The sequence below is a fragment of the Cellulosilyticum sp. genome (assembly GCF_982396655.1).
In genome coordinates this window covers 1-15,286 of record NZ_CEVXFV010000004.1, presented here as the reverse complement: position 1 = coordinate 15,286, position 15,286 = coordinate 1, and the positions used below count along the sequence as shown (strand labels likewise).

13 protein-coding genes are annotated in these 15,286 nt (G+C 35.2%); all 13 read left to right on the top strand.

From position 1 onward, the window contains the following. The first annotated feature begins 9 nt into the window (after window positions 1–9). The 13 genes from AC1VAQ_RS02630 to AC1VAQ_RS02570 all read left to right on the top strand — a co-directional run bounded on the left by AC1VAQ_RS02630 (window position 10) and on the right by AC1VAQ_RS02570 (window position 15,153). On the top strand, window positions 10–930 hold the full coding sequence (locus AC1VAQ_RS02630) for a dipeptidase (RefSeq protein ID WP_302595318.1): 921 nt from the start codon (window positions 10–12) through the stop codon (window positions 928–930). 70 nt (window positions 931–1,000) lie between these two features. Next, entirely contained in the window at window positions 1,001–1,363 is a 363-nt protein-coding gene (locus AC1VAQ_RS02625; protein WP_302595320.1) for a DUF1292 domain-containing protein, read from the top strand. Between the two features lie 272 nt (window positions 1,364–1,635). After that, a complete protein-coding gene (locus AC1VAQ_RS02620; protein ID WP_479903441.1) occupies window positions 1,636–2,217 on the top strand; it encodes a peptidylprolyl isomerase in 582 nt (193 codons plus the stop codon). Between the two features lie 122 nt (window positions 2,218–2,339). Beyond that, the gene (locus AC1VAQ_RS02615; protein WP_302595322.1) at window positions 2,340–4,307 is read left to right on the top strand and encodes a DNA gyrase/topoisomerase IV subunit B; all 1,968 of its coding nucleotides are present in this window, start codon (window positions 2,340–2,342) and stop codon (window positions 4,305–4,307) included. Between the two features lie 46 nt (window positions 4,308–4,353). Then, window positions 4,354–6,489: a DNA gyrase subunit A gene (locus AC1VAQ_RS02610; protein WP_303243770.1), complete on the top strand. Its 2,136-nt coding sequence runs from the start codon at window positions 4,354–4,356 to the stop codon at window positions 6,487–6,489. A 69-nt stretch (window positions 6,490–6,558) separates the two neighbouring features. After that, window positions 6,559–7,353 (top strand): glutamate 5-kinase, encoded by a 795-nt coding sequence (gene proB, locus AC1VAQ_RS02605; RefSeq protein ID WP_302595324.1) that lies wholly within the window; start codon window positions 6,559–6,561, stop codon window positions 7,351–7,353. Window positions 7,354–7,400: 47 nt separating this feature from the next. Next, on the top strand, window positions 7,401–7,631 hold the full coding sequence (locus tag AC1VAQ_RS02600) for a DUF896 domain-containing protein (protein WP_302595325.1): 231 nt from the start codon (window positions 7,401–7,403) through the stop codon (window positions 7,629–7,631). Between the two features lie 117 nt (window positions 7,632–7,748). Further along, window positions 7,749–8,342, top strand: a complete 594-nt coding sequence (gene ruvA / locus AC1VAQ_RS02595) for a Holliday junction branch migration protein RuvA (RefSeq protein ID WP_302595326.1) — start codon at window positions 7,749–7,751, stop codon at window positions 8,340–8,342. 12 nt (window positions 8,343–8,354) lie between these two features. Continuing rightward, the gene (gene ruvB, locus AC1VAQ_RS02590) at window positions 8,355–9,350 is read left to right on the top strand and encodes a Holliday junction branch migration DNA helicase RuvB (RefSeq protein ID WP_302595328.1); all 996 of its coding nucleotides are present in this window, start codon (window positions 8,355–8,357) and stop codon (window positions 9,348–9,350) included. 145 nt (window positions 9,351–9,495) lie between these two features. Further along, window positions 9,496–9,873, top strand: coding sequence for a cell division protein ZapA (locus AC1VAQ_RS02585; RefSeq protein ID WP_302595329.1), 378 nt, complete (start codon window positions 9,496–9,498; stop codon window positions 9,871–9,873). 116 nt (window positions 9,874–9,989) lie between these two features. Further along, window positions 9,990–12,329 carry a U32 family peptidase gene (locus AC1VAQ_RS02580; protein WP_302595330.1) on the top strand — a complete coding sequence of 780 codons (2,340 nt, stop codon included), beginning with the start codon at window positions 9,990–9,992 and terminating at the stop codon, window positions 12,327–12,329. A 12-nt stretch (window positions 12,330–12,341) separates the two neighbouring features. Continuing rightward, on the top strand, window positions 12,342–13,709 hold the full coding sequence (locus tag AC1VAQ_RS02575) for an FtsW/RodA/SpoVE family cell cycle protein (protein WP_302595331.1): 1,368 nt from the start codon (window positions 12,342–12,344) through the stop codon (window positions 13,707–13,709). Next, complete coding sequence (locus AC1VAQ_RS02570; protein WP_302595333.1) at window positions 13,675–15,153, top strand: peptidoglycan D,D-transpeptidase FtsI family protein; 1,479 nt, start codon at window positions 13,675–13,677, stop codon at window positions 15,151–15,153. The genes AC1VAQ_RS02575 and AC1VAQ_RS02570 overlap by 35 nt, the downstream gene beginning before the upstream one ends. Window positions 15,154–15,286 lie beyond the last annotated feature (133 nt).

Genomic DNA, 15,286 nt, shown 5'->3' with positions numbered 1-15,286 from the left:
GAGGGAACTATGCCATTTATAGATTTGCACTGTGATACAATTGACAGACTCTATAACGACAAGACCCATTTGTTTTCTAATGATTATCATATTGATATTTGCAAGTTAAGAGCAAGCAATTACTTTGCACAGTGGTTTGCCCTTTATTCAGATATGCAAAAAGTACAGGAGCCTTTAATGGACTATGTAAAGCATATGAGAGACTATTTTCTTCAAGAAATTGAAAAAAATAAGGAAGAAATAGGACTTGCAACAAGCTATGAAGAATATATAGCGTTAAGAAAACAGGGGAAAATTGCAGCTTTTTTATCCTTAGAAGAAGGTGCCCCCATAGGTCATGACATCGGAGAAATTGATACCTTATGGAATATGGGCGTACGTATGATGACATTTACCTGGAATTACAAAAACCAATTAGGTGCACCCCATAGCATGAAGGAAGGACTTACACCTTTTGGAAAGCAAGTGGCAGAGGCACTAAATGGCTATAAAATGTTTGTGGATATTTCTCACTTATCGGAGTATGGGGTGAGAGATGTAGCGGCTATTTATAAAAAACCAATCATTGCATCACATTGTAATGCATATGCACTCATGCCGCATAGCCGTAATTTATCCGATGAAACTATTCGTCTTATCGCTGAAACAGGGGGCATTATTGGGGCTAATTTTTATAGTGTCTTTTTAAATGGAACGGATGAGAGTCTGGTAGAGGATATTGCAAGGCATATCGGCCACTTCTATAAGATAGGCGGCAAGGGGATTTTAGCATTAGGAACAGACTTTGATGGTATGGCGTGTAAGTTAGAGGTATGTGATGCTGGAAAAATGGATAAACTAGTAACAAGATTGTCTAAAGAGTACTCAGCAGATCTAATAGATGCAATTACTTATGGCAATGCTGAGCGTCTTATAAAAGAAAATTTATAAGAAGCCTTGGTAAAATTTCTCAAACTATGTTATAATCGAATGTGAATTCATTCCTAAGGAGGAACTTAAAATGGAAGAAAACAAAAACTGCGGATGTGGCACAGGTTGCGGATGTGGACATGAACATGAAGCACATGATTGCGGATGTGGACACGATCACGAAGAAGAAACATTAATCTATGTAACTTTCGAAGATGAAGATGAAGAAGTGCCTTGCGCTGTTCTTGACATTTTTGAATGTGAAGGTAGAGAATATATTGCTTTAGCACCAGCTGAAGAAGTTGAAAATGCTGATGAAGCTGAAGTACTCTTCTATCGTTACTCAGAAAACGGTGAAGAAGTAAAATTAGATGATATCGAAACAGACGAAGAATGGGATGCAGTAGCTTCTTTATTCGATCAAAACTTCTTCGCTGATTATGATGAAGACTAATTAATAATTATATAATATATAATTAAATGAAACAGGGTGCATGCACCCTGTTTTTTTATAGACTAGGAAAGTTCGACCTTTAACTTTTCTACTCCAAACTCAAAATTTGAGTTGATAATGTGCTACTAGTCGCTTTATTTCTGCTTATAAAAATACGCTCATAAGTTTAAGAAGGTAGATTTGGTATAAAATTTCCTAGCTTGTCCATACTTATAAAAAAATGAAGGAATGTGTGGATAATGAAAAAGATAATTCTATTAATCTTTTTAATAATGAGTATAATAGGCATAGGAAGCTATTTTTATATAAGTCATGATACAGAAGAGGTCTCTCTTGTAAGCCGTCCTATTGTGACAGTAGATTTATCAAATAATACGTCATTTAAGATGCAACTTGATCCAGAAGCAGCGCCTAATACTGTTTGTAATTTTATTGATCTTGCAAGGTGTGGTTTTTACAACGGTTTAGGCTTTAGCAAAATTTTACCAAATTATTTCGTCCAAACGGGAGACACAATAGGTAATGGGACAGGTTATCCTGGCTATTTTATTAAAAGTGAATGTAAAGACAATGGTTATCCTAATAAACTGAAATGTTTACAAGGAACAGTGTGCATGGCAAGAAGTGATAAATTTAATACAGAAGGGTCTCAGTTCTTTGTTTTATTAAAAGATGCTCCTGAGTTAGATGGACGTTATACAGCATTTGGGACAGTCATAGAAGGATTAGAGCATTTAATGGCCCTTACGGAGCAGAATGAAGTCACCATTACAAGTATGGAAGTGGAAACTTTTAATGTGGCTTATAAAGAGCCGAAGGTACTTGCTATGACACAGGTGAGAGATACGCCTTAGATGACAAAAAGCAAGGAAAAATTTTGTTAAAAGAAAGATTTGAAGGAGCATTTAAAACTTGACAATGGGATAGCTTTTAATTTACAGTAAGTAGATGAGACTAAATATATAGGTGATGAGAGATGAAAGAAAAAACATATGATAATCAAAGTATATCTGCCTTAAAAGGTGCAGATCGTGTCAGACTGCGTCCTAGCGTTATATTTGGCTCAGATAGTATTGAAGGCTGTCAACATGCAGTATTTGAGATTTTAGCCAACTCTATCGATGAGGCAAAAGAAGGTTATGGACATACAATTAATGTCACTTTGCATAAAGACCACTCCATTACCATTGAAGACTTTGGGAGAGGGATTCCCGTAGATTATAATGAAGTAGAACAACGTTATAACTGGGAGTTAGTATTTTGCGAACTTTATGCAGGGGGAAAATATAACAATAATGATGGTGACAACTATGAATTTAGTTTAGGATTAAATGGACTTGGTAGTTGTGCCACACAATATAGTTCCGAGTATATGGACGTAGAAGTAAAAAGAGATGGTTACATTTATGAACTTCACTTTGAAAAGGGTGAAAATATAGGTGGCCTTAGAAAGACAAAAGCCGATTACAAACGTACAGGAAGTAAAATCCATTGGATGCCAGATAAAGAGGTTTTTACAGATGTATGCATTAGTTCGGCTTATTTTCATGATGTCTTAAAAAGACAAGCTGTTGTTAATAAAAATATTGAATTTGTTTTTAAAGATGAAATTGAAGATCAGAAAACTGTTTATTTATATGAAGATGGGATTATGGGGTATGCAAAAGAGCTTGCTGGTGAAAAGGCTTTTACAGATGTAGTATATGTAGAGCAGGAAACAAGAGGGCAAGATAGTCCAGATAGACCAGAATATAAACTAAAGTTTCAAGTGGCATTTGCTTTCTGTAATGAGACAAACTGTTTAGAATATTATCATAACTCAAGTTACTTAGAGTATGGTGGTTCGCCTGATAAAGCAGTGCGTAATGCTTTTGTATATGCCATTGACCAATACCTTAAAAATGAAGGGATCTATAATAAAGATGAAAAGAAAATCACTTTTGTAGATATTCAAGATAGCTTAATTTTAATCGTCAACTCATTTTCAACAATTACAAGTTATGAAAATCAAACTAAAAAAGCAATTACGAATAAATTTATTCAAGAAGCAATTCAAGATTATTTAAAAGAATACCTCTTCATTTACTTTACAGAAAATAAAAATGAAGCAGAGAAAATTGCAAAACAAGTTTTGGTAAATAAGCGTAGTCGTGAAAAAGCAGAACGCACACGTATTAATGTACGTAAACAATTAAGCGGAAATATTGATATTTCCAACCGTATTAAAAAGTTTGTGGATTGTCGTTCAAAAGATGTCACAAAACGTGAACTTTATATCGTAGAGGGAGATTCTGCACTTGGCTCTTGTAAGTTAGGACGTAATGCTGATTTCCAAGGAATTATGCCAGTACGTGGAAAAATTTTAAACTGTTTAAAAGCAGATTATGATAAAATATTTAAAAGTGATATTATTGTAGATTTACTGAAGGTATTAGGGTGTGGTGTTGAAATTACATCAAAACATAATAAAGATTTAAATACCTTTAATATAGATAATTTAAGATGGGATAAAGTTATTATTTGTACAGATGCCGATGTAGATGGTTATCAAATTCGTACACTGATTTTAACAATGCTTTATAGTTTAGCACCAACGCTTATTAGAGAAGGTAAGGTTTATATTGCTGAAACACCACTTTATGAAATTAATACAAAAAATGATACTTACTTTGCCTTTACAGAAAGTGAGAAAACAGAGATTTTAAGCAAGATAAAAACGAAATATACGATTCAACGTTCTAAAGGACTTGGTGAAAATGATCCAGATATGATGTGGAAGACAACAATGTGTCCAGAAAGCCGTAGGCTCATACAAGTGCTTCCAACAGATGTTGAGGCTACACAATTTATGTTTGATGTACTTCTTGGAGATGATTTAAAAGGTCGTAAACAGTTTATAGCAGATGAAGGGCATCGCTATTTAGATTTAGCTGATATGAGCTAAAATCATGATAAATAGTGTTTAAATGATAGAGAAAGGACGGGGGACGATGAACAAAAATATAGTAAAACAAAGAATTACAGAAACATTAGAAAACAATTATATGCCCTATGCAATGAGTGTTATTGTCTCTAGGGCATTGCCTGAAATAGATGGTTTTAAGCCTTCTCATCGTAAATTACTTTATACGATGTATAAGATGAATTTAATTAAAGGTGTACGTACAAAATCAGCTAATATTGTAGGACAAACCATGAAGCTTAATCCTCATGGGGATGGAGCCATTTATGAAACAATGGTACGTCTTACAAAAGGAAATGGGGCATTAAATGTCCCTTTAGTAGACTCGAAAGGAAACTTTGGAAAAGTTTACTCAAGAGATATGGCCTATGCTGCATCAAGATATACAGAAGCTAAGCTAAGTGAAGTTTGTAGTGAGGTCTTTGGTGATATTGAGGAGAATGCAGTAGACTTCATGGATAACTATGATGGCACTTTAAAAGAGCCTGTACTTTTGCCAACACGTTTTCCAAATATTTTAGTGAATCCAAATCAAGGAATTGCTGTAGGGATGGCAAGTAATATTTGTAGCTTTAATTTAAGTGAAATTTGTAATGCGACAATGGCTTATTTAAAAGATGAGAATGCGGATGTACTGGCCCATATTTTAGCACCAGATTTTCCAACAGGTGGTACAATTATTTATGATGAGTTGGAAATGAGAAATGTGTTAGAAGCTGGAAAAGGAAGTTTTAAAGTACGTGGTAAATATACTTATTATAAAAAAGAAAACTGCATTGAAATTACAGAAATACCATATAGCACAACGGTAGAAGCAATTATTGATAAGATTGAAGAGCTTGTTAAGGCTGGAAAGATTAAAGAAATTACGGATGTACGTGATGAAACAGACCTCTCAGGTCTTAAATTAACAATTGATTTAAAACGTAGCACAGATCCAGAATTTTTAATGCAAAAGTTATTTAAGGCAACGCCATTAGAAGATAGTTTTAGCTGTAACTTCAATATCTTAATTGATGGTATGCCAAGAGTAATGGGTGTTAAAGAAATTATTGCTGAGTGGTGTAAGTTTAGACAAGAATGTATCATTCGTAAATATAATTTTAACATTGAAAAGTTAGAGAAACGTTATCACTTACTTTTAGGACTTAAGCAAATTTTATTAGATATTGATAAAGCAGTTGATATTGTCCGTCATACAGAGAAGGAAAAGGAAGTTGTGCCAAACCTTATGGCACACTTTGGCATTAGTGAAATGCAAGCTGAATATGTGGCAGAAATTAAACTGCGTCATTTAAATAAGCAATATATTTTAGAGACTTTAAAAGAATTAGAAGGACTTGAAAAGGAAATTAATCGCTTAAAAGATATTGTGGCCCATCCAAATAAAGTCCGTAAGGTTATTAGTGATGAACTTAAGCAAATTCAAAAGAAATATGGTACACCAAGGCGTACAGAACTTTTACATCATACAGAAGTGGTACGACCTAAACAAGAGGAGCTTATTGAAGATTACAATGTCAGACTGTTCTTTACAGACCATCAGTACTTAAAGAAAATTACACTTGTTTCGTTAAGAAGTAGTGGCGAACAGAAGCTTAAAGAAAATGATAGCATTATTCAAGAACTAGAAGCAGGCAATCGTAGTGATTTATTACTCTTTACAAATAAATGTAATGTCTATAAACTAAAGTTACATGAAATTGAAGATACTAAGGCGAGCCAATTTGGGGTTTATCTGCCAAATTTATTAGATATGGAAGATGGCGAACAAATTATAAGTATTCATGCCACAGCAGATTATAGTGGCTTTATGGCTTTTGGTTATGAAACGGGTAAGGTGACTAAGGTACCCGTTAATGTTTATGAAACAAAAACAAATCGTAAAAAACTTATTAAAGCTTTTTATAGTAAAGCTACTTGTGTCGGCATAAGTTATGTAACAGATGCGGATGTCTTAGCGTTGACACGAGAAGATGGTAAGACAGCTTATGTAGCTGTAAGTGCCATTGAAGAAAAACAAAAGAAAGATGCAAATGGCGTACAGGCCTTAAGTGTTACAAAGAAAATAGGGATGGCACGTCTTGTAAAAGTTCAAGAACTTACTGAAGAAATAAGCCAAAAAGTTGCAACGAGCATTCCAGTGAGTGTACGTGGGCTTTAGCTTAGACAAAGTTTTTGTATAAAATAGGAATACAATAAATAGATGACTCACATAAATGAGGGGGAAAACATGAGAGCGCAAATACAAGCAGCAAAACGTATTGTTATAAAGATTGGTACATCTTCATTAACACATGAAAATGGTAGGATTGATTTAGAGAAGATGGATCGACTTGCACGTGTTTTAACAGATTTAAATAATGCTGGTAAAGAAATTATGTTAGTTTCTTCTGGTGCTATTAATGCAGGAATGCAGCGTATAGGTAGAAGCAAAAGACCAGATGACTTGCCACTTAAGCAAGCAACAGCAGCTATTGGGCAAGGCATTTTAATGAAAATGTATGAAAAGTTCTTTGAAGAATACAATCAGGTAATAGCACAAATACTACTTACAAAAGACGTGATTGAAGATGAAATCAAGAAAACAAATGCGAAGAATACATTTGAAACTTTAATTGATCTTGGGGTTATTCCTATTATCAATGAAAATGACTGTATTTCAACTTCAGAGATTGATGGTTATCGCTTTGGTGATAATGATACACTTTCAGCTACAGTTGCGAGACTTGTGGAAGCAGATTTGCTTGTTTTACTTTCAGATATAGAAGGGCTTTATACAGCAAATCCTAAAGTAGACCCAACAGCCAAGCTTATTCCAGTGGTAGAAGAAATTACACCTGAGATTGAGTTACTGGCTGGTGATGCAGGCACAACAATGGGAACAGGTGGCATGACAACTAAAATTATTGCAGCTAAAATTGCAAAGAGTGCGGGTTCTCATACTGTAATTGCTTCAGCAGCAGATATTAGTGTGCTCCGAGACATTTTAAAAGGTGAGGCAGTGGGCACTTGGTTTAAGGCTTAGTATAAAGCGTATATTTATTGCTTGACTTAAGAAAGGAATTTAACGACATGGAAATGGATTTACTTATCAAACGTATTAATGAACTGGCACACAAAAAGAAAACAATTGGTTTAACAGAAAGTGAAACTATTGAACAAAATAATTTAAGACAAGAATACTTAAAGATTTTTAGATCAAATTTTAAAAATCAATTACAAAATACAAAGATACAAACACCAGATGGAAAACTTCATCCTTTAAAATACATGCCAGATAACAGTAAAAAAACACTTCATTAAGGAGTTGGAATGCGTCTTTAAAGCCTAGTTCAGTGAGCTTAAAGGCGCATTTGCTATTTATATGGGAGTAAGGTAAAATAGAGAAGAAATTGCCTACTAAAAATAAAGGAGTAGACCATGATCACATACTTAAAAGGAACATTAGAAGAATTAAATGAAAATAGTTTAGTAATAGAAGCTTGTGGTGTAGGATATGAAGTGTTTTGTCAAGGTACGGCTTTTAGTCAGCTTGGACAAAGCAAAGAACCCATAAAAGTCTATATATATGAGCATATTAAAGAAGATGGACATGATCTTTATGGTTTTCAAAATAAAGAAGAACGTGAAATCTTTAAAAAGCTTATTAGTGTAAGTGGCATTGGCCCTAAGGGGGGAATGCAAGTTTTAAACACTTACACAAGTCAGGAAGTTATTGAGATTATTTTAGAACAAGATAGCAAGGCTTTAAGCAAAGTAAGTGGTATCGGTCCAAAGACAGCACAACGTATTATTTTAGAACTTAAGGATAGTATTGGTAAGCTTTATGTACCAGATTTAAGTCTTCTTCAGACAGGCCTTAAAGATGATACAGCTAAAAATGAGGCGATTGAAGCACTTACTGCTTTAGGCTATAAAGATGCAGATGCAAGAAAGGCTGTAGAAGCAATCTTTGACTATAGTTCTGATAGTGAGACACTAATTAAGAAAGCATTGAGTTTATTAGGAATGTAAGGGGGATGAAAAATGGAAAGACGTATCATGTCTTGTGATTTACAATTAGAAGATAATGAAATAGAAAGCAATATAAGACCCCTTTCTTTAGAAGAATATATTGGACAATCTGCTATTAAAGAAAATATAAAAATATTTATCGAGGCAGCTAAAATTCGTGAGGAGTCTTTAGACCATGTATTATTATATGGCCCACCAGGTTTAGGTAAAACGACACTTGCAGGGGTTATTGCAGCAGAAATGGGGGTGAAGATTAAAGTGACCTCAGGACCTGCTATTGAAAAGCCAGGGGATATTGCCGCTATTTTAAATAATCTGCAACATGGTGATATATTATTTATAGATGAAATTCATCGTATGAGTCGTCATGTAGAAGAGGTTTTATATTCAGCGATGGAAGATTATTGTATTGACATTGTTGTGGGTAAGGGGCCGACAGCGAAATCTATCCGTTTAAGTTTACCACATTTTACTTTAATTGGGGCAACGACACGTGCGGGAATGTTAAGTTCACCGCTTCGTGACAGATTTGGAATTATTCAACGCCTTGAGTATTATAGTGCTGAGGAATTAGGACAGATTGTTAAACGTACAGCAGGTCTTTTAAATACGCCAATTACAGAGGAAGCAGCTTTAGAAATTGCACGTTGCAGTCGTGGGACGCCGAGGGTAGCAAACCGCCTTTTAAAACGAGTACGTGATATTGCGCAAATTAAGTTTGAAAACAATATTCATTCAGAAAGCTGTGAAAAGGCATTAGAACTTTTAAATATTGATAAAAATGGATTAGATGAAATTGATAGACGTATTATTCATGCGATTGCATTACAGTTTAAAGGTGGTCCTGTAGGCCTTGAAACATTAGCAGCTGCTATTGGGGAGGAAAGAGATACACTAGAAGATGTATATGAGCCTTATCTTATTCAGCAAGGGTATTTGCAACGTACACCAAGAGGTCGTATGCTAACTCCTAAAGCTTATGAAGCCTTTCATTTAGAGCAACTTTAGGAAGTCTCATGGGAAAAAATTGGGAAGTATAGCGTGCTGTAAGAAATAAAGTTTGTAAAATAAATTCAGAAAGTAGTATTTAGTAAAGGGTTATGCTATAATTGTGACAAGCAAAATAATAACTAGAATAATGAGGTGTTAAACAGTGGCGAAAAATAGAATTGAAGTCATCATTGGTGGCGCTATTTATGCACTGCAAGGCGAGGAGTCGGAAGAACACATTCAGAAAGTGGCACGTCTCATTAATGATAAATTATTAGAGATTCAAGAGGTGGCTGGTAAAACAAAGCTTACAAGTCACAAGGCCAATATGCTAGTGGCATTAAATGTGGCGGATGAATATGTGAAGACGAAACAGCAGTTAGAAGCACGTATGGATGAGTTTGAGAAATGTAGTGCAGAAAATGCCGCATTGAAACAACGTATTCAAGAGTTATCACTAGAAATCACCCGAACCCGAGAGCAATTAGCAGTAGCAACCCATTCACATCATAAAAAAGATTATACAAACAGGGGAAGATAAACGAAAGTTTCTCTTTCCCTGTATTGTTGTAAAATAAATATATTAAAAAGAACTAATAAAGCAATAAAACAGAAATATGTAGATTATATATTAAATAGAAAAGGTGAGACAATTAGATGAAAGCAGAATTATTAGCACCTGTTGGGAAAATGGAAAATGCCATTGCAGCAGTAGAAAATGGTGCAGATGCCCTCTTTGTAGGTGGCAAATTATTTAATGCAAGACAATACGCAGATAACTTCACAGAAGATGAACTCGAACAAATCGTACAATACGCCAAATTACGTGGTGTACGTGTTTATGTAACGGTTAATATTTTAATTAAAGAAGCAGAAGTAGAAGGGGTTTATGAGTATCTTAAATACTTAGAGGAAATAGGTGTACATGCCATTATTGTTCAAGATTTAGGTGTAGCAGCAATTGCAAGGAAATATTTCCCTAAACTTCGCCTACATGCAAGTACACAGATGTCAGCGCATAGCATTGAAGATGTCATGTTCTTAAAGTCATTAGGGTTTAAGCGTGTTGTACTGGCAAGAGAATTAGGGCTTAAAGAAATTGAAGAGATTATTAAAGCATGTGATATTGAGATTGAAACTTTTGTTCATGGTGCCTTATGTTATAGTTACTCAGGACAATGTCTTATGAGCAGTTTAATTGGTGGCAGAAGTGGGAATAGGGGACGCTGTGCGCAAACATGCCGTATGAAATATAGCTTAATGGATGAAGATAAAACACTTGTTAAAGAAGCGTATTTACTGAGTTTAAAAGATATTTGTAGTATTGAATTTTTACCAGAGCTTTTAGCATGCGGTGTGCATTCACTTAAAATGGAAGGCCGCATGAAGTCTCCTGAATATGTGGCATCTGTGGTGAAAACTTATCGCAAATATGTAGACCTTGCTTTAAGTGGTGAAAAATACAAGGTGGCTCAAGAAGATTTAGATGTCCTAAAAGGTGTATTTAACCGTGGTGGTTTTTCAAAGGGGTATTACTTTGAACATGGCACAAAGGCGATGCTTACGCCAGTAAGTCCAAAGCACATTGGATTAAAAGCTGGGGTAGTTACAAACTTTGTGCCTAAAACAGGGATGGCAACTATTTTACTTGAGCGTGATCTAAATCCTGGAGATGGTCTTGAAATTATCCGAAAAGGTAAAGATAGCGTAGGGATGGGCATCTCTAAAAAATGTGAAAAGGGGACAAGCATCAAAGCACACTTTGAACATTTTGTAGAAGTAGGCAGTGAAGCGTATCTTACTAAGAATCATAATCTTTTAAAAGTATTACGTGCTTCTTATCAGAAACCACAACGTAAAATGCCAATTCATTTAAGCGTAGTAGGTAAAATTGGTGAACCTTTAGAAGTAAGTCTTGTGGCAGGAGATAAGAAGGTTGTTTATAAGGGAGATATTCTAGAAAATGCAATGAATGCCCCACTTACAAAGGAACAAGTGATTAAACAGTTAACTAAGCTTGGAAGTACTTCTTTTGTTGCTAAAACGCATGAAATTATTTGGGATGAAAATGCTTATATGCCAATTAGTCAGCTGAATGAAGTGAGAAGACAGGCTGTAAGCTTATTAGAAGCAGAAATCTTAAGGGTAATGCCTCAAAAACATCCAGTGCATTTAGAAGAAGTGCATCATCATGTACAAGCAAATGAAGAAGTAGGACAATGGTATGTCCATGTGACAACTTTAGAGCAATTAGAAGAATGCTTAAAATGGTCACAAATTAAACGTATTTACTGGGAGTGGCAATATGACCAAAGCTTAGCGGAAAAGGCTTTAACAAGATGTAAGGAAAAAGACGTACAGATGTATCTTGCCTTCCCTTCAATCATGAAGGAAAAGACTTATAAACGTTTTAAAGAGGCGATTATGGCTTGGGAAGAAAGCTGTATAGAAGGTTATCTTATACGTACTACGGGCTTGTATTATTTATTAAAGGATACAAGTAAAAAAATTATTGTTGACTATAATTTAAATGTCATGAATAATGAATGCATCAATTTATGGGAAAACATGGGCGTGGCAGGTGAAACTGTTTCAATGGAACTTACTTTAGAAGAAATGTTACCATTAGAAGGAAGCTTAGAAAAAATTGTTTATGGTTATATTCCAGTTATGACATCACAACAATGCATTCTTCGCCATACAAATCATTGCCAAAAGAAAGAAAAAGAAAAGAAGCTTTATAAAATTAAAGACCGTAAGAATACACCATGGGCCATTCAAACTGATTGTGAAGCTTGCGTGATGCAAATTTTAAGTTATGAGCCTGTTGTAACAAAAACAAGTGAATTACAACGTATTAAAAATCAAATGAATGTACGCCTTCAATTCAATAAAGAAGATGTAGGTGAAGTACAGAAAGTATTATCTGCTTACCTAGAGGGGAAAGCATTTACACCAGCAAGTTTAGAAGGTGTTAGCTTTAAAGGAGCACTATAAGGAGGAGATGGTGTGGGCTATTTTAATTTAGTCATTTTGCTAAGTCGGTATATATTTGCCGGATTTGGCGTTTTATTTATGGTAGTTGCCTTTAGCTTTATGAAACCATTTGTAAGCTATAGTTTAGGCACAACAAGAGAAAGAAATAGATTTTTAAGTTTATGTATTACCTTTGTACATTTGGCGGGGATTAGTATTTTAGTTGGTAAGCAGGCGGATGAAGCTTTAAGAGCACCTATTGTGATTAATGGACTTGTGATGTATGTCATTATTATGTTGACATTGTGGCTGCTTAAACTTTGGAAAAGACAACACGAACTAGTCCTTTGGCAAATTATGTTCTTTATGATGGATATAGGTTTTATTATGCTTGAGCGCCTTGATCATGATTTGGCTACAAAACAGCTTTTTGCATATGTTGTAGGTGTTATTGTGGCATTGATATTCCCAAATATTTTCTCAATCTTAATTAAGCCAGGAAATAAGTATTTTTATTTGGGTGTACTCATTATAACAATGTTTTTACCTTTTGTAGCAGGAACGACAATGCTAGGTGCTACCAACTGGGTAAGCATTGGAGGCTTTAGCTTCCAACCATCTGAAATTGGAAAGGTGGCATTAGTATTATTTTTAGCTTCTACGCTGAGTGCAGGCGAAAATCATAAAAAAGGTTATAGAGGATTTATTTTTCCAGGGGTTGTGGTGCTAGGTGCTTTAGGATGTTTAGTACTTCAAAAGGACTTAGGTGCTGCGCTACTTTATTATTTAACAGCACTTATGATGTTACTTATGGCCACACGTAGTGCATGGTTACCGGGGCTTGGCTTGTTGGCAGGTGCGATTGGAAGTGTCGTTGGTTACTTTGCCTTTTCTCACGTAAGAGTAAGGGTAGAAGCTTGGCTAAATCCATGGGCAGATATTAATGGAAAAGGCTATCAGGTAGTTCAAGGACTTTTTGCTATGGGAACTTGGGGATGGCTTGGAAGTGGATTAACGAGAGGTGTACCCAATAAAATTCCGCTAGCAACCTCTGATTATATATTTGCAGCAATTTGTGAAGAATTTGGAAACCTTATGGGAATAGTTGTTTTATTAGGCTACTTAGGGATTATCTTACTTTGCTTGCAAGCGGCGTTTCGTTATACACATGCTTTTTACCGCTTAATCATCATTGGGATTGCTACAATCTTTGCCGTACAAGTATTTATTATTATAGGTGGCGTAATGAAGCTTATTCCACTTACTGGGATTACAAGTCCATTTTTAAGTGCTGGTGGAACTTCTATTGTAGTAAGTATGGGAATGATTGGACTGATTACGTATTTTTCTTATAAAGGAAGAATGAATGAAGAGAAAAAAGGTGGAAGAAAAGGTGAGTAGAAGTCAAAAGGAAGTTAAGAGAGAAACAAGAAGAACGACTAAAAAAAATCAAGATCAGCAGATTATTTATATGATTACAGGCATTTTTGTGGCTATGTTTATGCTGCTGATAGGTTATTTTATATACTTTACCGTTGTGAAAGAAAAGCAGATAGCAGTTCATCCACAAAACACAAGACTAAATGCAATGGAAAAGGAAGTTATTCGTGGGACTATTTATGACACCAATATGGTAGTACTTGCAACTACAGAAAATGAAGAACGTACTTATCCACGTGGCAAGTTATATGCCCATGCAGTTGGCTATGCCACAAATGGAAAAACAGGTGCAGAAGCATTAGCTAATACACAATTACTTTACCCAGATTATAGCGTAACTTCTTTGTTTAAGGCAGCATTTTTAGATGAAAAGTTTGAAGGACGCGATGTAGTACTTACATTAGATGACCGCTATCAAAGTGCGGTGGCAGAAGCTATGTCAGGAGAGCGAGGTGGCGTAGTGATTTTAGAACCTTCAACGGGGAAAATACGTGCTATGTATGCAAGTCCTGGGTTTAATCCTAATGACATTGCAGAAAACTGGGACGAACTGCGGACTGATGAAAAAAATACGCCTTTAGTGAACCGTGCCACTCAGGGGCTTTATCCACCTGGTTCTATCTTTAAGGTTGTGACAGCTTTGGCATATATGGAGAAACAGGGGGATGAATCTTTAGATTTTACTTATAACTGTACAGGAGAAGTAAGTGGTGATGATTATACAATTCAGTGTTATGATCATATAGCACATGGTGAAGTAAATCTAGAAACCGCTTTTGCAAAATCATGTAACAGCTATTTTGTTAAATTAGGCGAACAGCTTTCAGTAGGTGAGCTAAAGGCTGCAGCAGAAAAGCTTGGTTTCAACAAGGACTTAAGCTTTGATATGGCATATTCAAAAAGTAAATTCCAACTTACTTCGAGTGATAGTGAGTTTGAAAAGGCAGCTACAGCCATCGGACAAGGTAGAACACTTGTAACGCCACTTCATATGGCCATGGTTGCAGGAATGATTGCCAATGATGGTGTAAGTATGAAACCTTATCTTATGGATTATAGTATGAGTAAGAAGGGGAGCATTAAAGTAAAAAATATGCCTACTTATGAAGGGGCTGTCTTAGATGAAGCAACTGCTACTAAGTTACAAAAATTAATGTTAGCTGTTACGGCTAACGGAACAGCAAGTTCGCTAAGTTATAATGGAATGACTGTAGGTGGCAAAACAGGGACAGCTCAAAATGAAACTTCAGCAGACCATTCTTGGTTTATGGGGTTTGCAAAAGATGATGCAGATACGAAAGATGCCATAGCCTTTGCAGTAGTTGTAGAAGGTGGTGCTCAAAGCGTACGTGCAGTTAGCGTTGTACAAAAAATATTAAATGTATATAGTGAGGTAAAACCTTAAAATAAAAAACTATTCGTAGGATAATGCGAATAGTTTTTTTGTTGCAAAAAATAAGTAATATTGCGATTTAAAATAGAAATATCATAGCCGTTAATTTAAGCCTAAGTTTTTCCAAGTCGAAGTATTTCTTCTA

Excerpts from the sequence above, each read along its gene's own strand:
- AC1VAQ_RS02630 (WP_302595318.1), top strand. The coding sequence starts at position 10 with ATGCCATTTATAGATTTGCACTGTGATACAATTGACAGACTCTATAAC.
- AC1VAQ_RS02625 (WP_302595320.1), top strand. The coding sequence starts at position 1,001 with ATGGAAGAAAACAAAAACTGCGGATGTGGCACAGGTTGCGGATGTGGA.
- AC1VAQ_RS02620 (WP_479903441.1), top strand. The coding sequence starts at position 1,636 with ATGAGTATAATAGGCATAGGAAGCTATTTTTATATAAGTCATGATACA.
- AC1VAQ_RS02615 (WP_302595322.1), top strand. The coding sequence starts at position 2,340 with ATGAAAGAAAAAACATATGATAATCAAAGTATATCTGCCTTAAAAGGT.
- AC1VAQ_RS02610 (WP_303243770.1), top strand. The coding sequence starts at position 4,354 with ATGAACAAAAATATAGTAAAACAAAGAATTACAGAAACATTAGAAAAC.
- proB (WP_302595324.1), top strand. The coding sequence starts at position 6,559 with ATGAGAGCGCAAATACAAGCAGCAAAACGTATTGTTATAAAGATTGGT.
- AC1VAQ_RS02600 (WP_302595325.1), top strand. The coding sequence starts at position 7,401 with ATGGAAATGGATTTACTTATCAAACGTATTAATGAACTGGCACACAAA.
- ruvA (WP_302595326.1), top strand. The coding sequence starts at position 7,749 with ATGATCACATACTTAAAAGGAACATTAGAAGAATTAAATGAAAATAGT.
- ruvB (WP_302595328.1), top strand. The coding sequence starts at position 8,355 with ATGGAAAGACGTATCATGTCTTGTGATTTACAATTAGAAGATAATGAA.
- AC1VAQ_RS02580 (WP_302595330.1), top strand. The coding sequence starts at position 9,990 with ATGAAAGCAGAATTATTAGCACCTGTTGGGAAAATGGAAAATGCCATT.
- AC1VAQ_RS02570 (WP_302595333.1), top strand. The coding sequence starts at position 13,675 with ATGAAGAGAAAAAAGGTGGAAGAAAAGGTGAGTAGAAGTCAAAAGGAA.